The 17,536-nt window shown below is 72.9% G+C and carries 15 protein-coding genes; 10 read left to right on the top strand and 5 right to left on the bottom strand.

Features of this window, described 5'->3' with window-relative positions:
• Window positions 1-78: 78 nt before the first annotated feature.
• Window positions 79-2,067, bottom strand: coding sequence for a YhgE/Pip domain-containing protein (locus WFJ17_RS11190; protein ID WP_336648453.1), 1,989 nt, complete (start codon window positions 2,065-2,067; stop codon window positions 79-81).
• Window positions 2,064-5,066 carry an efflux RND transporter permease subunit gene (locus tag WFJ17_RS11195; protein ID WP_336648454.1) on the bottom strand — a complete coding sequence of 1,001 codons (3,003 nt, stop codon included), beginning with the start codon at window positions 5,064-5,066 and terminating at the stop codon, window positions 2,064-2,066. Before WFJ17_RS11195 ends, WFJ17_RS11190 begins: the two co-directional genes overlap by 4 nt.
• Window positions 5,067-5,203: 137 nt before the next feature.
• Here WFJ17_RS11195 and WFJ17_RS11200 point away from each other — a divergent pair, with 137 nt between their 5' ends.
• On the top strand, window positions 5,204-5,824 hold the full coding sequence (locus WFJ17_RS11200) for a TetR/AcrR family transcriptional regulator (protein ID WP_251438765.1): 621 nt from the start codon (window positions 5,204-5,206) through the stop codon (window positions 5,822-5,824).
• Between the two features lie 19 nt (window positions 5,825-5,843).
• Here the strand turns inward: WFJ17_RS11200 and WFJ17_RS11205 are convergent, their stop codons facing one another.
• A complete protein-coding gene (locus WFJ17_RS11205) occupies window positions 5,844-6,833 on the bottom strand; it encodes an o-succinylbenzoate synthase (RefSeq protein ID WP_336648455.1) in 990 nt (329 codons plus the stop codon).
• A 232-nt stretch (window positions 6,834-7,065) separates the two neighbouring features.
• A complete protein-coding gene (locus WFJ17_RS11210; protein ID WP_251438763.1) occupies window positions 7,066-8,079 on the bottom strand; it encodes a GNAT family N-acetyltransferase in 1,014 nt (337 codons plus the stop codon).
• Window positions 8,080-8,156: 77 nt separating this feature from the next.
• Here WFJ17_RS11210 and WFJ17_RS11215 point away from each other — a divergent pair, with 77 nt between their 5' ends.
• The 6 genes from WFJ17_RS11215 to WFJ17_RS11240 all read left to right on the top strand — a co-directional run bounded on the left by WFJ17_RS11215 (window position 8,157) and on the right by WFJ17_RS11240 (window position 13,681).
• Window positions 8,157-8,480 (top strand): PadR family transcriptional regulator, encoded by a 324-nt coding sequence (locus WFJ17_RS11215; protein ID WP_251438762.1) that lies wholly within the window; start codon window positions 8,157-8,159, stop codon window positions 8,478-8,480.
• A 19-nt stretch (window positions 8,481-8,499) separates the two neighbouring features.
• Window positions 8,500-9,456, top strand: coding sequence for a permease prefix domain 1-containing protein (locus WFJ17_RS11220; protein ID WP_336648456.1), 957 nt, complete (start codon window positions 8,500-8,502; stop codon window positions 9,454-9,456).
• A gap of 39 nt (window positions 9,457-9,495) precedes the next feature.
• On the top strand, window positions 9,496-10,413 hold the full coding sequence (locus WFJ17_RS11225; RefSeq protein ID WP_251438760.1) for a 1,4-dihydroxy-2-naphthoyl-CoA synthase: 918 nt from the start codon (window positions 9,496-9,498) through the stop codon (window positions 10,411-10,413).
• A 120-nt stretch (window positions 10,414-10,533) separates the two neighbouring features.
• Entirely contained in the window at window positions 10,534-11,709 is a 1,176-nt protein-coding gene (locus WFJ17_RS11230; RefSeq protein WP_336648457.1) for an AMP-binding protein, read from the top strand.
• A 32-nt stretch (window positions 11,710-11,741) separates the two neighbouring features.
• Window positions 11,742-12,938, top strand: a complete 1,197-nt coding sequence (locus WFJ17_RS11235) for a sensor histidine kinase (protein WP_336648458.1) — start codon at window positions 11,742-11,744, stop codon at window positions 12,936-12,938.
• A gap of 104 nt (window positions 12,939-13,042) precedes the next feature.
• Window positions 13,043-13,681, top strand: coding sequence for a response regulator (locus WFJ17_RS11240; protein ID WP_251438757.1), 639 nt, complete (start codon window positions 13,043-13,045; stop codon window positions 13,679-13,681).
• Window positions 13,682-13,699: 18 nt separating this feature from the next.
• Here WFJ17_RS11240 and WFJ17_RS11245 read toward each other — a convergent pair whose 3' ends face one another.
• Window positions 13,700-14,569: a LysR family transcriptional regulator gene (locus tag WFJ17_RS11245; RefSeq protein WP_336648459.1), complete on the bottom strand. Its 870-nt coding sequence runs from the start codon at window positions 14,567-14,569 to the stop codon at window positions 13,700-13,702.
• 85 nt (window positions 14,570-14,654) lie between these two features.
• On the opposite strand from WFJ17_RS11245, the gene WFJ17_RS11250 reads away from it, so the two are divergent.
• The 3 genes from WFJ17_RS11250 (at window position 14,655) to WFJ17_RS11260 (ending at window position 17,526) form a co-directional block, all read left to right on the top strand.
• Window positions 14,655-15,155, top strand: a complete 501-nt coding sequence (locus tag WFJ17_RS11250; protein WP_336648460.1) for a carboxymuconolactone decarboxylase family protein — start codon at window positions 14,655-14,657, stop codon at window positions 15,153-15,155.
• Between the two features lie 125 nt (window positions 15,156-15,280).
• Entirely contained in the window at window positions 15,281-16,069 is a 789-nt protein-coding gene (locus tag WFJ17_RS11255) for an ABC transporter ATP-binding protein (RefSeq protein WP_251438754.1), read from the top strand.
• Complete coding sequence (locus tag WFJ17_RS11260; RefSeq protein ID WP_251438753.1) at window positions 16,066-17,526, top strand: ABC transporter permease; 1,461 nt, start codon at window positions 16,066-16,068, stop codon at window positions 17,524-17,526. Before WFJ17_RS11255 ends, WFJ17_RS11260 begins: the two co-directional genes overlap by 4 nt.
• The last annotated feature ends 10 nt before the right edge of the window (window positions 17,527-17,536 follow it).

Consider the following 17,536-nt stretch of genomic DNA (forward strand, 5'->3'; position numbering starts at 1 on the left):
GTCCCGAGACCGCACGATTCTTGCGCGGTCTCGGGACGGAGGATCGGTCTCGCGGCTCAAGGCGGGGGCAGGCGACGGTCAGGCCGCGAGGGCGAGGACCGCCTTCGCGCTCGTGGTGCGCCGGGCCGTCACGGCCAGGGTCGTCGCGACCAGCGCCAGCACGGTCCAGACCAGGAGTGCTGCGATCGCCGAGCCCGTGCCGTCGCCGCCGAGCAGGCCCGTCGCCGCGGGCGATGTGGGCAGGAACCCGGCGATCGCGGCGAGCCAGCCGGGCAGCGTCGAGATGATCCCCGCGCCGAGCGCGGCCACGCCGATGATCGCCGCGAGCCATCGCCCGATCCCGCCGAGCACGGCGACGAGCGCCTGGTTCACCGCGGCGAAGGCCACGCCCGCCAGCACGGCGACGCCGGCGAAGCCCCACCAGCGCGACGGGTCGTACTTCGCCACGACCTCGACCACGAGCGCCACCAGCAGACCCTGGCCCGCACCGAGGGCGGCGGCCGGGGCGAACGCGCGCAGCGCGAGCAGGGCCGAAGGGCGGCGCGAGGTGAGCGCCCGCGCGGTGAAGGCGCGCATCACTAGGAACGACACGAGACCGCCGAACCACAGCACCACGGCCGCCAGCAGCGGGATCGCGGTGGGGCCGAACATGCCGCCCGAGGTGTCGGCCTTGACCGGATCCGCGACGACCTCGGCGAGCGAGGACGCCTGGCTGTCGGTGCGCTTCGGCAGCGAATCCGCCGCCTGGTGCAGACCCGAGGCGAGGCTCGATGTGCCGGTCGCGAGGGATCCGATGCCGGTGCTGAGCTGGGATGCGCCGTCGGCGAGCTGCGTCGCCCCGGACTGCAGCCCCGTGGCGCCGGTGGCGAGGTTCCCCGCACCGGTCGCGCTCTGAGAGGTGCCGTCGGCGAGCTGGCCGAGCCCTGCGGAGAGCTGGTTGATGCCGTCGGCTGCGGTGCGGAGCTGGCCGGCGACCTTCGAGGTGGCGGCGGTGTTGAACTGGGAGAGCGCGGTGACCGAGGCAGCGGCGTAGCCGCTGGCGGTGCCGGCGGACGTGGCCGCTGTGATCGCATCCTGCGCGGCGCCGCCCACCGACTTGCAGAAGTCTGCGGAGGCGAGCGAAGGAGTCTTGGCGCAGTCCTGTGCCAGCTGGCCGAGTTTCTCGGCAAGTGCCGCAGTCTGGTCCGCCGACGTCTTCGCGTTGCTCGCGGTCGCCGCCGCGACTCCGCTGACGTCGGCCGGCACGAGCCCCTGCGCCTGCAGCGCATCCGCGCCCTGTGCGAGCTGTGCACCCGCCTGGTTCGCACCGGTCTGCGCGGATGTGATGCCGTTCGCGATCGTGCCGAGGCCGTTCGAGAGCTGGGACGCGCCGTCGGCGAGCTGGCCCGCGCCGTCTGCGAGCTTGGTCGCGCCGCCGGGGAGCGCGGCGGCCCCGGTCGCGGCCGACTTCGCGCCGTTCGCGAGCTGGTCGGCGCCGTCGGCGGCCTGACCGATCTTGTCGCCCAGGGTGCTGAACCCGACGAGCACGTTCTGCAGGGTGCTCTTCGAGATCGTCGTGCCCATGGTCGCCGCGGCCGTGGCGGCGATCTGGTTCGCGATGAGGCCGTCCGCGGCGCGCGCCTGCGGCGCCGTCGTGACCGAGATGGTCGCCTGCTCCGCCGAGGCCCCCGGATCCTGGATCGCGCTGCCGCCCGAGACCGCGGCGGCGGAGAAGTCCTTGGGGATCCGCACGACGGCCTGGTAGGTGCCGTCCTTGAGTCCCGCGGCCGCGTCCTTCTCGTTGGAGACGACCCAGGTGAGGTTCTCGTCCTTCGCGCCGGTGCCCTTCACGAGACCCGCGGAGAGCTGACGGCCGAGCGGCGCGAGCTGCCCGTCGACCTTCACGGGCTCGTCGTCGTTCACGATCGCCGCCGTCATGGTGTCGAGATGCTGCGTCGGATCCTGGAGGGCGGCGACGAGCACTCCGCCCAGCACGGCGGGCAGCAGCAGCACGCCGATGAGGGTGAGCGCCGTGATCGGCTTGTGCGTGCGGGCGCGTTCGATCAGCGCGGACAGACGGGAGGTCATGCGGTCACCTCGTCGAGGTCGGTGGCGGGCGCGTCGGAGTCGGCGCGAGACGAGACGCGGTGCCTCGTCAGGGACGGCGTTTCGTCTCGGTCGCCTGCGGCGTCCTCGCTCAACGTCCCCGGGTGAGGGTCGCCTGCGGCGTCCTCGCTCAACGTCCCCGGGTGAGGGTCGCCTGCGGCGTCCTTGCTCAACGTCCCCGGGTGAGGGTCGCCTGCGGCGTCCTTGCTCAACGTCCCCGGGTGAGGGTCGCCTGCGGCGTCCTCGCTCAACGACCGGCGGGCGATGTCCGTCCACCCGGCGTCGGTCAGCAGCCGGGTGGCCGCGGAGGCGTCGGCGGCGGTGGCGACGACGGCGAGAGCCCCGCGTCCCGCCGCGTCCCGCAGCATGGCCGCGGCCTGCTCGCCCTGCGCGAGGGTGAGGCGATCGGCGCCGTCGATCACGACGAGGGAGGTGCGCCCGCGCAGCGCCTCGCGCAGCTCGTGCAGCGGATCCGGCGCATCGGCCGCGGCGTGCGTCGTGTCGTCGACGAGCACCAGGCCGACGTGCGCGCGCACCCAGGCGGCGCGTCCCGGCAGCAGGTGCCCGGCCACGCGCAGAAGGCCCTCGGAGGGGAGGCGTCCGGCGAGCGCCAGCGCCACGGTCCGGCGCACCGCGTCGTCCCGTCCGGTGAGCACGAGTGCCGAGCCCGACGGCACGCGCAGGTCGAGCTTCTCGACCGCACCCGGGACGGTCACGCCGTCGGCGGCGATCACCGAGTCGTCCCCCGGCCAGTCGGCCAGATGCCGTTCGCGCTCGACGGCCTCGCCCTCGATGTCGACGCTCGGCAGGATCCGCTCGAGCCACGCGGGGATCTCCCACGCGCGCTCGCCGAGGATCGCCATGAGCGCCGGGATCAGGGTCATCCGCACGAGGAAGGCGTCGATCGCGATGCCCGCGGCGAGTCCCAGCGCGATCGGCTTGAGCGAGGAGTCGCCCTCGGGCACGAAGGCCACGAACACGGCGAACATGATGAGCCCGGCGGCGGTGACGACCTTCGCGGAGCCGGTGAAGCCCCCGCGCACGGCGCGCAGCGCGGCGGCCCGGCGCTCGGCGCGGTCGGGGCTGCGGGATCCCGCGTCGTGCACATAGTCCTCCCGCATCCGCGAGACCAGGAACACCTGGTAGTCCATGGCCAGGCCGAACAGCACGCCCATGAGGATGATCGGCATGAAGCTGATGATCGGACCGACCCGGGCGACGTGCAGGGCGTCGGCGAACCAGCCCCACTCGAAGACCGCGGAGACCACGCCGAACGCGGCCACGATCGAGAGCAGGTAGCCGAGCGCCGCGGTGACGGGCACCCAGATCGAGCGGAACACGATCGTCAGCAGCACGAGCGACAGGCCGATCACGAAGATGCCGAACGGCAGGAGCGCCGCGCCGAGCTGGTCGGAGATGTCGATCGCGACCGCGGTGAACCCGGTCACCTTCACGTCGATGCCGAACTTCTTGAGCCACTCGTCGTGATGCGAGCGCAGCTCGCGCACGAGGTCGGCGGTCGCGGGGGCGTCCGGCGCGGTGGTGGGGATCACCTGGACGATGCCGGTGTCGGCGGTCTCGTTCGGGGTCGCGAGGGCGATCTCGGCAACGCCCGGGAGCTTGCCGACCGCGTCGCCGAGATCGTTCATCAGCCCGACCGGATCGTTCGAGGTGACGATCGTGCCGGTGAGGATGAGCGGGCCGTTGAAGCCGGGGCCGAAGTGCTCGGCGGTGAGGTCGTAGTTCTCGCGGGCCTCGGATCCCTTCGGCTGCACGCCGGAGTTCGGCAGGGCCAGGGCGAGACTCGCGGCGGGCACGGCGACGACGCCGAGTCCGAGCACGATCGCGATCGCGACGAGCACGGGGTGCTTCGTGACGCCGCCCACCCAGCGCTCCGAGAAGCGGCGGCGCGCGGTCGCGTCCTGCTGGCCCTTGCGCGGGCGACGCGGCCGGACGGGGCGGCCCACGACGCGCCCCTTCAGGAAGCCGAGGATGGCCGGGGTGAGGGTCACCGCGATCAGCACCGCGATCAGCACCGCCACGGCGGCGGCGATCCCCATCGTGGTGAGGAACGGGATGCCGGCGAAGCCGAGCCCGATCAGCGCGATGAGCACGGTGATCCCGGCGAACACCACCGCGGATCCGGCCGTGCCCGTGGCCCGCGAGGCCGACTCCTCCGGATCCACGCCGGCGCGCACCTGATCCTGATGTCGCGCCATGATGAACAGGGCGTAGTCGATCCCGACGGCGAGTCCGAGCATGAGGGCGAGCAGCGGCGTCGTCGAGGACACCGGGGCGAAGGCGGTGGCGGCGAAGATCGCGGCCATCGAGACGCCGACGCCGAGCATCGCGGTGAGCAGCGGCATGCCCGCGACCACGAAGGAGCGGAACGCGACGATCAGCACGAGGAGGGCGACGACCAGCCCGACGCCCTCGGTGATCGAGATCGCCGGGATCGACATCGAGAACAGGTCGCCGCCGATGACCGCCCTGGATCCCTTCGGCAGCTCCTTCTCGAGGTCGCTCACGGCCGTGCGCAGCGTGTCCTTGGTGGCCGCGGACACGTCGGAGGCCTGGCCGTCGAACTGCAGGCGCACGATGGCGGCCGAGCTGTCGTCGCTCACCATCCCGGTGACGTGCGTGTCGTAGGGGCTCGTCGCGGCGAGGACGCCGCGGACCTTCCCGAGGTCGGTGACCGTCTGCTCGATCGGATCCCGGTAGTCGGCGGCGGTGACCCGGTCGCCGGGCGCGGCCACGACGATGAACTGGGCGCTCGTGCCGCTCACCTGGGGGAAGGTGCGCTCGAGCTGCTCGAGACCGGCCTGGGATTCGGTGCCGGGGATCGTGAAGGAGTTGTCGGTGCCCTTGCCGAGCGCCAGGGCGGCGCCGCCGGCGATGCCCAGCACCAGCAGCCAGGCGACGAGCACGCGCCAGGGGTGGCGGAACGACCAGCGTCCGAGCGAGGAGAGCAGAGTCGACACGGTTCCTCCGGAGGGAGTTCAGGCGGGTTCGATACACTGATGTATTCGATACGTGAATGTATCGTAGAACGACGGCACCGGGATAATCTGTGCGCGGGATGTGAATCGCGCACAGCGGCGCGACGACGGAGGTGCAGATGACCGGCAATGCGACCAGGAGCCGGGAGAACACGCGGGCGCGGCTGCTCGAGGCAGCGGCGCTGGTGTTCGCCGAAGAGGGACTGGACGGGGCGACCGTCGAGGCGGTGTGCGAACGCGCCGGCTTCACGCGCGGTGCGTTCTACTCGAACTTCGAGTCGAAGGACGAGCTGTTCCTCGAGCTGGCCGGATCCGTGTCGGCCGAACGGCTCACCGCCGTGCGCGCGCGGGTGAACGAGCTGAACGAGGCCGGCGCGCTCGCCCAGGACTGCGACGCCACCACGCTCGTGCAGCAGGTCATGGACACCGGCAGCGACGACCGCCTGGGTGTGATGCTGCTCAGCGAGATCCGGCTGAGGGCGCTCCGCGACCACGCCTGGGGCCGGGCCTATCTCAAGCAGGAGCAGGAGATGGTCGACGGCATCGCGCGGATCATCGACGACATCGTCGCGACCGGCACGATGTCGCTGCGGGTCGAGCCGGAGGTCGCGGCCCGCATGCTGCTCGTCGTCTGGGAGGGCATGACCGTGCGGGGGGCGATGGCGGGCCAGGACGACGCCCAGCTGCGCCGCACCGGGAGCGTCGAGCTCGGACGGCTGGTGTCCCTGCTGCTCGGCTGAGACCCGAGTCCGGGGCGGCTCAGCTCGGATCCGCGTCCAGCAGCGCGTGGCAGCGGGTGAGCCGCGCGAGCCACCAGTCCCGGCGGGCGGCCGGAGCCTCCAGGCGGGCCAGGGCGGTCGCATCGGGCGTCACCCGGGCGGCGGACACGACCCCGCCGTGCGGGCGGGCATCGGCGACGTCGTCGGCGAAGAGCGACGCCGTGCCGAGGCCGCAGTCGTAGTCGAGCGCCGGCAGCGCCGCGGCCAGTGCCGCCCCGAGGGACAGGCCGACCGCCGTGTCCAGCGCGCTCGAGACGACGACGGGCAGCCCTGCCTCCGCGACGATGTCGAGGGCCCGGCGGATGCCGCCGAGCGGCTGCGCCTTGATCACCAGCAGATCCGCCGCCCCCGCGCGGGCGACCGCGAGGGGGTCCTCCGCCCTGCGCACGCTCTCGTCGGCCGCGATCGGGATGTCGAGATAGCGGATCCGCTCGCGCAGCTCGACGAGCTCGTCGACGCCCGCGCACGGCTGCTCGGCGTACTCCAGGTCGAACGGGGCCAGGGCGTGGATCGCGCGCTCGGCCTCGTCGACGTTCCAGCCGGCGTTCGCATCGATCCGGATCCGCCCCTCCGGCCCCATCTCCGCCCGCACGGCGCGCACGCGGGCGACGTCGTCGGAGAGCCCCTGCCCCGCCTCGGCCACCTTGACCTTCGCGGTGCGGCAGCCGTCGAAGCGCGCGAGCACGTCGGGCACCCGTTCCGCGGGCACGGCGGGGATCGTGGCGTTCACGCGGATCCCGTCGCGCACGGCGTCGGGGCGGGGGTGCCAGGCGTCCGCGATCGCGGCGGCCAGCCAGGTGGACGCCTCGGCGTCGTCGTACTCGGCGAAGGGCGAGAACTCGGCCCAGCCCTGCGGCCCCTCGAACAGCAGCGCCTCGCGGACCTCCACCCCGCGGAAGCGCGTGTACATCGGGAGCGCGACCACCCGTGCGGTCTCGAGGATCTCGGCGAGCGGGGGGACGTCGGTCATGCCCCCATCATGCACCCGTCGGCATCGCCGGCGCGGGTGCGGCAGCTCGACGGCGCGGACTCCGCCGCTCCTTCCGTGACGATCGGCACACCATGTGACGATCAGCACACGAATCGCCCGGATCCCTGTGCTGATCGTCACCGCGTGTGCCGATCGTGGCGGCCCCCGTCGGTCGCGGAGGAGCTCGGCCCGCGGATCCGGCCAGCGGGCTCGGGCCGTCGCCCGGCGCGGCTCAGCCGAGCCGCTTCTGCAGCTCGGCCATGCGCGCCGTCAGGGTGAATCCGAGGCGCGCGTTGACCGCGAGCATGTGCGCGTTCGACTCCGCGTTGAACGTGTAGACGCGAGGCGTCTGCGGGGAGTGCTGCTGCAGGGCGCGCAGGTTCTCGAGCTTGATGCGCAGGCCGATCCCGTGTCCGCGGTCCTCGCGACGCACCAGGGTGCCCCATTGATAGGCGTTCCCGTCATCCTCCGAGACGACGAGCTGCGTGTACCCGGCGACCCGACCGTCCGGTGCGATCGCGATCGTGCCGAACGAGGTGCGGTGCTGCGCCGCCTGCAGCGCCTCGTCCGCGCGGAAGTCCTGCACGTCGGCGGATGCGGCGTCGATGTCGAGATCACCCGTGGGCGCCTCGGTGTCCAGGCTGGCGTCCAGGGCCGCCCACTCGGCCACGAACTCCTCCGGGACCGGTCCGACCCAGCCTCGGATCCGGTACCCCTCCGCCGGGGCCTCGGCGACCAGTGCCGCGATGGCCTCGTCCGCGATCGGCAGGTCGAGCCGGTTCTGCAGGTCGCCGAGCGCGACGTCGTATCCGTGGCGGCGGGCGAACTCCCGATTCGCCGCGCCGGTGCCATCCGCGGGCAGGGACGCCGGCCAGAAGATGTCGGCGCGCATCGTGGTGCGACCCGCTCGTCCCGCCTCGTCCTCGAGCGCGGCGAGGAGCGCGGATCCGATGCCGCGGCGGCGGTGCTGCGGCGGGACGTTCACGCCCACGGCGGCGACGTGCCGATTGTCCTTGAGCGTCAGGGCGAGCGAGGCGGATCCGACGACGACGCCCTCTTCCGCCGCGACGTACGCCCGGCGGCTGAACCGGGCGGACTCCTGCTGCAGCTCGGCGCGGCTCTCCTCGCGGGACCAGACCGTCGCGTCCTCGCCGAGATCGGCCCGGCGGGCTACCGCATACGCGTCCCACCAGGCGTCCACCGCCGCGTGGTCGTAGGGGTCGACGGGGCGGATCTCGATCGTCATGCCTCCACGCTACGGGAGTGCGACAGGCAGGATCGTGCGATTGACAATAGTGTGTGAGACACAATATGGTGTTGACCATGAACGACGAGGAGTTCGACGGGCACCTGCAGGAGCTGCGGCGCGGCACGATCGTGCTCGCGAGCCTGCGGCTGCTGCGCGAGCCCGGATACGGCTACGGCCTGCTCGAGCAGCTGAGCGCCGCCGGATTCCCCACCGACTCGAACACGCTCTACCCCCTGCTGCGCCGCCTCGAGAAGCAGGGATACCTCGTGAGCGAGTGGAACACCGAGGAGGCGCGCCCGCGCAAGTTCTACCGCACCTCCGACGCCGGGCTGCGCCTGGCCGACACTCTCAGCCGCGACGTGCAGGCGATCGCCGCCGCCGCGAAGAAGCTTCCCTGACCTCCTGGAGGAGAACATCATGGACACCGACACGTCGCTCGTCGAGCGATACGTGACCGCGGTCGCGCGGTCCGTCCCCGCCGCCGATCGGGCGGAGGTCTCCGCCGAGCTGCGCGCGTCGATCGCCGACGAGGTCGAGGGCCGCATCGCCGCCGGCGAGGAGCCCGCCGCGGCCGAGTACGCCGTGATCGCCGAGCTCGGGGATCCGATCGCCTACGCCGCGTCGCTCTCCGGCCGCCCGCTCGTGCTGATCGGCCCGCGCTACTACGCCGCGTGGCTGCGGCTGCTGCGCCTGCTGCTCATCATCGTCGTGCCCGTCGCCGCGCTCATCGCGGGGCTCGTCCGGGCGATCGGGGGAGGCGACGTGGGCGCGGTGATCGGATCCATGATCCCGGCGATCATCATGTCCGGCGTGCAGGTCGGGTTCTGGACGACCCTGGTCTTCGCCGTGCTGGAGCGGGTGGGATCCACCGGCGACACGGTGCTCGACTGGACGCCCGACAAGCTGCCGCGCACGGTGATCCCCACCGCGCGGCTCTCGGATCTGATCGGCATCGCCGTCATGACCGTGCTGCTCGTCGGCTCCGTCGTCTGGGACCGGACCATCGGCTGGGGCGACCAGCACGTCCACGTCCTGGCGCCGGGACTGTGGCCGTGGGTGATGACCGCGTGGTTCGGGCTGCTCGCGATCGGTCTGGTCGTCGAGGCGATCGTCGCCGTGCGGGGGCGCTGGAGCGCACCGCTCGCGGCGGTGAGCATCGCGGCGAGCCTGGTCGCGATGATCGGCGCGATCATGCTGGTCTGGCGCGGTGCGGTGATCGCCCCCGACCTGATGGCGCGGATGCAGGCCGCGAGCACCCCGACGGCGGACATCGTGCAGATCGTGAACATCTCGATCACGGCGGTGCTGGGCGGGATCCTCATCGGCCTGCTGTTCGACGCCTACCGCAAGCTCGGTCTCGCCCGGGAGGTATGAGCGGTCCGCTGCGGGCGACAGCCGGAATAGGCTGGATCCGTGACTGACAAGCTCGTCTCCGACCTGTTCGATCCGGCTGAGTGGACGCTCGCCCCTGGCGCGGGGGAGTACACCGATATCACGGCGCACGTCTCGAACGACGGGCGGATCGCCCGCATCGCCTTCGACCGGCCCGAGGTGCGCAACGCCTTCCGCCCGCACACGGTGGACGAGCTCTACCGCGCGCTCGACGAGGCGCGGCAGGACCCCCGGATCGGCGTCGTGCTGCTCACCGGCAACGGACCGAGCCCGAAGGACGGCGGCTGGGCGTTCTGCTCGGGCGGCGACCAGCGGATCCGCGGGCGCGACGGCTACAAGTACTCCGAGGACGAGACCGCGGTGCCGGCCGAGCAGCAGGCTCGGGCCGGTCGCCTGCACATCCTCGAGGTGCAGCGGCTCATCCGGTTCATGCCCAAGGTCGTCATCGCGGTCGTGCCCGGCTGGGCGGCCGGGGGCGGGCACTCGCTGCACGTGGTCTGCGACCTGACGATCGCGAGCGCCGAGCACGGCCGGTTCAAGCAGACCGATGCGGATGTCGGATCCTTCGACGCCGGCTACGGATCCGCGTACATGGCGCGTCAGACCGGCCAGAAGTTCGCCCGCGAGGTGTTCTTCCTCGCCGAGGAGTACTCCGCCGAGCGGGCGATGCAGGCGGGGGCCGTGAACCGCGTCGTGCCGCACGCCGAGCTCGAGCGCGAGGCGATCGCGATGGCCCGCACGATCCTCACCAAGTCGCCCACGGCGATCCGCATGCTGAAGTTCGCCTTCAACGCCGTCGACGACGGACTGGTCGGGCAGCAGGTCTTCGCCGGCGAGGCCACCCGCCTCGCATACGGCACCGACGAGGCCGTCGAAGGACGCGACTCCTTCCTCGAGAAGCGCGAACCGGACTGGTCGCCGTATCCCTGGCACTTCTGATTCGCCGCGAGAAACCACGTCCCGCACGAGACGTCACGCGGGGACGGGATTCTCACGCGGGATCCGGTTTCTCGAAGATCGAATCGTAGGCCCTCGCACGGATCCGGGAAGGCGGTGCGCATGAGACTCGAGGCTCTCGACGGCGGGGACGCCGGTGCGGTGAGCGCCGCCCTCGCGGCGGCGCTCGACGGCACCCGGCCGCTGGCGCTCGGCTTCACGCCCGGAGCCGGCGACGTGGTACCGGAGGGAACGGCGGCGGTCATCGCCACCTCGGGTTCCACCGGGGTGCCCAAGCGCGTCGTGCTGTCCGCGGCGGCCCTGCGGGCGAGCGCCGCGGCGACAGCGCAGCGGATCGGATCCGGGCAGTGGCTGCTCGCCCTCTCGGCGGGATACGTCGCCGGCCTCCAGGTGCTCGTGCGGGCGCACCTCGCCGGCACCGAGCCGGCGCTGCTGGAGGGACGGTTCACCCCCGCGTCGTTCGTCGCCGCCGGCGACGGCCTCGGGCCGGGTCCCCGGTACACCTCGCTGGTGCCCGCGCAGCTCGCGACGCTCCTGGACGCGGCGGGGGATCCCGACGTGCGCCGCGTCCTCCGCTCCTTCGAGGCGGTGCTCATCGGCGGCCAGGCGCTCCCGCCCGCGCTCCGCGAACGCGCGGCGGATCTCGGTGTGCGCATCGTGCGCACCTATGGATCGAGCGAGACCGCGGGCGGTTGCGTCTACGACGGGGTGCCGCTGGACGGCGTGCGCGTCGCGGCGGTCGACGGCGAGATCCGCCTGAGCGGGCCGACCCTCGCGGACGGCTACCTGCGGGACGACGAGCTCACGGCGCGCACGTTCGTCGCCGATGCGACCGGCGCGCGCTGGTACCGCACCGGTGACGCGGGGACCATCGCCGACGGCCGCGTCGCCGTCACCGGCAGGATCGACAACGTCATCGTCTCGGGCGGCGTCAACGTCTCGCTGGACCGGGTCGAACGGGCGGTCCGCACGGTGCCCGGTCTCGAGGGTGCGGTCGTCGTCGCGGTGGACGACGCCCGGTGGGGGCAGGGTTCCGCCATCGTCGCCGCCCGCGCCGCCGACCCCGCCGGGCCGGCCGCTTCCGGCCCGGTCGCGCAGGGAGCCCTCCTCGCCGCCGCCCGGGACCGGGTGGCGGACGAGGTCGGGGCCGCCGCGCGCCCCGGCCGGCTCCTGCTCCTGGACGAGCTCCCGCTGCTCTCCTCGGGCAAGCCCGACCGGCGCGCGATCGCCGCGCTCGCCGCAGCGCACGCCGTGGCGGATACATCTCCCGGCGGATGACCGCGCCGGATCCGGTCGCGTACCGTGAGGGGGTGTTCCGCAGCATCCCGCGTTTCTGGCTCGTGTTCGACATCGTCGGCAGCGCCATCGGCCTGCTGCTCACCCTGCCGCTGACGTACACGTTCGAAGCGGGCACGATGAGCCGCTGGATCCCGGACGGCCCGGCATCGCTGCTGCTGGTGCTTCTGGTGGCGGTGATCCTGTGGGGCGCGGCGGCGATCAGCCGGCTCTCCCCGGTGCTGGCGCTGATCGTCGCGTGGGCCGGCGCCGTGCTGCAGATGGCGTGCGGCTTCTCGCCGGGGGCGTACAACCTCGCGATCCTCGCCGTGGTGTTCGCGACCTCGGCGTGGGGCTCGGTGCGACTGCTGTGGATCGGCGGGGCCTCCGCCCTGGGCGGCGGGCTCCTCGCGGGCGGCTACATGTCGCTCATCAACGAGCAGTCCCTCGTCCAGGACCCCCAGACCGGCCTGCGCGTGGCGCTGGTCGCCGTGCTGCTCGGCACCGTGTCCGTGCTCACCCTGGTGATGGCGTGGGGCGCGGGTCTGCTGTGGCGGGTCGTGCTGCGGGGCCGGAGCACCCGAGACGCGCAGGTGCGCGCCGAGGCGGTCGCGGCGGCCGAGCAGGAGCGGGTGCGGATCGCCCGCGACATGCACGATGTGGTCGCCCACTCGCTCGCGGTCGTGATCGCGCAGTCCGACGGCGCGCGGTACGCCGCGGCGTCCGACCCGGCGCAGGCGACCGCCGCGCTGACCACGATCGGGCAGACCGCGCGGGCCGCCCTCTCCGACGTGCGACTGCTGCTCGCGCAGCTGCGCCACAGCGAGGGGCAGGGGCCGCAGCCCACCCTCGCCGACCTCGAGACGCTGTACGCGCAGGTGCGCGCGGCGGGCATCGAGCCGCGTGTCACCGTCGACCCGATGCCGCCCGGGGAACCTCCGGCCGGCATCCAGCTCGCCGTCTACCGCATCCTGCAGGAGGCGCTGACGAACGCGATCCGGCACGGCTCGGGCGACGTCGACGTCTGGCTCGGTTGGCACGCCGACCGCGTGCAGATCACGGTCCGCAACGGCGTGCCCGCGACGCCGCGGCAGGCGCACGCGGAGCGCGGCCACGGCCTCATCGGCATGCGCGAGCGCGCGCAGCTCGTCGGCGGAACGCTCACCGCGGAGCACGAGGCGGCGGGCTTCGTGGTCCGTGCGGCGCTGCCGATCGGCACCGCGCCCGCGTGACCGCAGGATCGGGTCGCCCCGGCCCTGGTGCGAGGAGCCGGGGGAGCAACGATGACAGACTCTTGTCAGAGGCGCGGCGACTCCGCGCGGAACGAGGAGGCAGGATGATCCGGGTCGTGCTGGTCGACGACCAGGCGCTGTTCCGCGCCGGGATCCGCATGCTCGTCGCGTCCCAGCCTGATCTCGAGGTGGTCGGGGAGGCGGGCGACGGCCAGGAGGCGATCCAGGTCGTCCGCGAGACGCGTCCGGACGTGGTCATGATGGACATCCGGATGCCCGTGATGGACGGACTGACCGCGACGGCGCACATCCTGGAGCAGGCGGATCCGCCCCGCATCGTGATGCTCACGACGTTCGACCTCGACGAGGCCGCGGCGCGCGCGATCCGTCAGGGCGCGAGCGGGTTCCTCCTCAAGGACGCGGATCCGGAGTTCCTGCTGGCCGCGATCCGCACCGTGCACTCCGGCTCCAGCGTGATCGCCGCCTCGGCCACCCGCGACCTGTTCGCGCACTTCGCCGCCCCCGCGCAGGCGCCGGTGCCGCCCAGCTACGACGACCTCACCGAGCGGGAGAAGGAGATCTTCGCGCTCGCCGCCCGCGGGTTGTCCAACGCGGAGATCGCCGCGCGCGAGTTCCTGTCCGAGGCGACGGTGAAGACGCACATCAGCCGCATCCTCACCAAGCTGGCGCTGCGCGATCGCGTGCAGCTCGTGGTGTTCGCGTTCGAGCACGGCCTGAACTGACGCCGCGTGCGCCGCGCGTCACTCCTCGGGGTGCAGCAGATCCCGCAGGGCGCGGGCCGCGCGGGTCGGGGTCGCCCGCCACACCACGCCCAGGCGCGAGCGCACATCGGCGGCATCGATCGGGATCGCGCGGATGCCCTCCCAGCGCCGGCATGTCGCGGCGCTGACGACGCCGACCCCGAGCCCGCGCACGGCGAGCTTCTCCACGGCGGAAGGCGTGGACACCTCCCAGTGCGGCGCTCCCGCTCCGGGGCGCCCGGACAGCAGCGCGTCGAGCGCGGCACGGTCGCCGGTGCCCTCGGGCAGTGCGATGAGGTCCATGCCGACGAGCTCCGCGGGGCGGATCGCGCGCCGCGCGGCCCAGGGGTGGGACGGGGAGACCACGGCGACCATCGGATCGTCGAACACCACCGCGGAGCCCAGATCCGCCGGCGGCTGCTCGGCCCAGGCCGCCAGCGCGAGGTCGATCTCGCCGCGCCGGACCGCGTCGATCAGCCGCGCCGAGGTGTCCTCGCGCAGTCGCAGCTCGAGGCCGGGGTGCGCGGCGCTGATCTCGGCGAGGGCGTCGTAGAACCGCGGCCAGGTGAGGCCGAACACCGTGCCGACGCGCAGGGATCCGAGCAGCAGCCCGCGCAGGTCGGCCGCCGTCGCGCCGATCTCGCCGATCGCCTGGAGCGCCGCGCGGATCGCGGGCATCAGGCGCTCGCCTTCCTGGGTGAGGGCGACACGGCGGGAGGTGCGGTCGAACAGCGCGACGCCGAGCTCGCGTTCGAGCTTCTGCACCTGCGTGCTCACGCCGGACTGACTGACCCGTACGCGCTCCGCGGCCGCGGTGAAGGAACCCGTCTCGACGACGGCCAGGACGTAGCGCAGCTGATGAAGTTCCATCTCTGAGACAGATGATAGCGATGGGAATCAGCTGTTGGACGGATGAATTCCGATCGCCCAGGCTGAAGAGGACGAAAGGAAGACCATGACCCTCACCGACAGCATGACCCCGGCCGAGCCGACCGTCCCCGTCCCCGTCCGTCTCGACATCGACACGGTCGCGCCGCGCTTCTCCCGCGCGCTCGCGGGCCTCGACGCCGCGATGGTGCGCGAGCTCGACGCGGCGGGCATCGACGCCCGGCTGCGCGAGCTGGTGCGCCTGCGGGCTTCGCAGATCAACGGCTGCAGCTACTGCGTCGACCTGCACGCCGGCGACGCCGCGAAGGCCGGAGACACCGCCGCCCGCATCGCCGCGGTCGCCGTGTGGCAGGAGTCGCCGTTCTTCACCGCCCGCGAGCGCGCCGCGTTCGCGCTCACCGAGAGCATCACCCGGCTCTCCGAGACCCACGTGCCGGATGCGGACTGGGCCGCCGCGGCCACGCGCTTCTCGCCGGAGGAGCTCGGCGCGCTCGTCTCGCTCATCGTCGTGATCAACGCCTGGAACGCCGTCGGGGTCTCGACCCACGCCTGGACGGGGTCGATGTAGGCGAAGGGCGGGCGCCGCTGGGCGCCTGCTCGCGGAGCCGCAGGGCCCGGATCATCCTTGCGATGTACGGGGATGGATCCGCAGAGCGACGCGACGGGAGGGGCCGGATCCCTAGCGTCGAAGACATGGAGATCACGACCAGCGACCTGGGACTCGCAGCCCGCGTCCAGCACCTCACCAAGACCTATGGATCCGGCGAGGGCGCGGTGCGTGCCCTCGACGACGTCAGCGTCGGCATCCGCCGCGGCCAGTTCACCGCGATCATGGGTGCCTCCGGCTCGGGCAAGTCCACGCTGATGCACATCATGGCGGGCCTGGACACGCCGACCCGCGGGCGCGCCTGGATCGGCGACACGGAGATCAGCGGACTCGGCGACCTGGACCTCACGATCCTGCGCCGCAGGCGCGTCGGCTTCATCTTCCAGGCGTTCAACCTCGTGCCCACCCTGGACGCGCTCGGCAACATCCTGCTGCCGTTCGAGCTCGACGGACGTCGCCCCTCCGCGATCGAGCGGGCGCGGATCGACTCCCTCGTCGAGATCCTCGGCATCGGGCCGCGGCTCCGGCACCGCCCGCACCAGCTCTCCGGCGGCCAGCAGCAGCGCGTGGCCATCGCGCGGGCGCTGGCGACGGCGCCCGATCTCGTCTTCGCCGACGAGCCCACGGGCAACCTCGACTCCGCGTCGGGGCGCGAGGTGCTGCAGCTGCTGTCGACCGCGAGCCGCGAGCAGGGCCAGTCGATCGCGATGGTCACGCACGACGCGGTCGCCGCGAGCTACGCCGACCGGGTGCTGTTCCTCGGCGACGGCCGCATCGTCGCCGACCACCCGCGCCGCAGCGCCGACGAGATCGCGGGGCTCATGCTCTCCGGCGGCGCACCGGTCGCCGCGGCACGCACGGAGGTGCCGGCATGACCGCCGTCGCTCCGACCCTGCTGGAGACGCCGCTGAGCCCCTCGCGGATCGCGTTCCTGCGCGAGCGCGGGATGGGTTCGAGCGTGTTCGTCGCGGCGCTCACCGCGGCGTTCGGCGTCATCCTCGTCGACACCACGGGATTCCTCGGCGCACTGCTGCAGAGCGACCCGACGATCGGGGACAGCAAGACCCTCGCGTACGTCGTGCAGATCCTGTCGGTGCTGCTCACCGCGGTCGCCATGTACGTGGCCGCGATCGTCACCGCCAACACGTTCTCGACGATCGTCGCCGGGCGCACCCGCCGCATCGCGCTGCTGCGCCTCATCGGCGCCTCGGCCCGGGCGCAGCGCACGGAGGTCGCGGGGCAGGGGCTCGCGGTCGGGATACTCGGGGCGATCCTCGGACTGATCGGCGGGGTGCTGCTGAGCTGGGCCGGGATCGCGATCGGGTCCTCCTTCTTCGCCCATGCGCCGGTCGGGTTCTCGCCCCTGCAGCCGACCGTGCTGATCCCGGCCGTCGGCGTCGCGCTGACCACGTGGCTCGCCGCCTGGGCGGGCTCCCGCCGGGTGCTCACGGTGACGCCGCTGCAGGCGCTCGCGGGATCGGCCGAGCGCAGCGTCGAGGAGACCGGCACGGTCTCCTCCCGCCACCTGGGCGCCATCACGATGTTCGTGCTGGGAGGCGCCCTGCTCGCGGGCGGCGTCGTGTACGGACTGACCTCGCCGCTCGGCGTGGTGGTCGCGTTCTTCGGCGGCGTGTTCTCGTTCACGGGGCTCGCCATCGGCGCGGTGCTCATCATGCCGCCCGTGCTGCGGCTCGTGGGGCGCCTGTTCGGACGCAGCGCGACCGCGCGCCTCGCCGCGGAGAACGCCCTGCGTCACCCCGAGCGCTCCAGCCGGATGGCGATCGGGGTGGTGATGGGCGTGACCCTCGTCACGATGTTCGCCGTGGCGATGGAGTCGGCCAAGGCACTGGTGGTGCGCTCGAGCGCGGAGAAGCTGCCGCCCGAGTACTTCGCCCCGTTCGACGTGTTCGGCACGGTGATGATGGTGCTCGTCGCAGTGTCGGCGGTGATCGCCGCTGTCGGGCTGGTCAACCTGCTGACGATCGGGGTGGTGCAGCGGCGGCGCGAGCTCGGCCTGCTGCGGGCGATCGGGCTGAGCAGCCGTCAGGTGCGCCGGATGGTGCTGCTGGAGGCGGCGCACGTGACGATCGCGGCGACCGCGACGGGTCTCGTGCTGGGCGTCGCCTACGGCTGGATCGCGGCCCAGTCGCTGCTCGGATCCGTGCCCTCGATGCCCGACTTCCATCCGGCGGGGCTCATCCCGCCCGTGATCCCGTGGGTGCCGGTGGTCGCGATCGTCGTGGCGACGGCCGTGCTCACGCTCGTGGCGTCGGTCGCGCCGACCCGGCTCGCGACCCGCGTCGCGCCGGTCGAGGCCCTCGCCGCCGATTGAAGCGCGGCAA

This window comes from Microbacterium sp. MMO-10 (genome assembly GCF_037148715.1).
Lineage (GTDB): Bacteria > Actinomycetota > Actinomycetes > Actinomycetales > Microbacteriaceae > Microbacterium.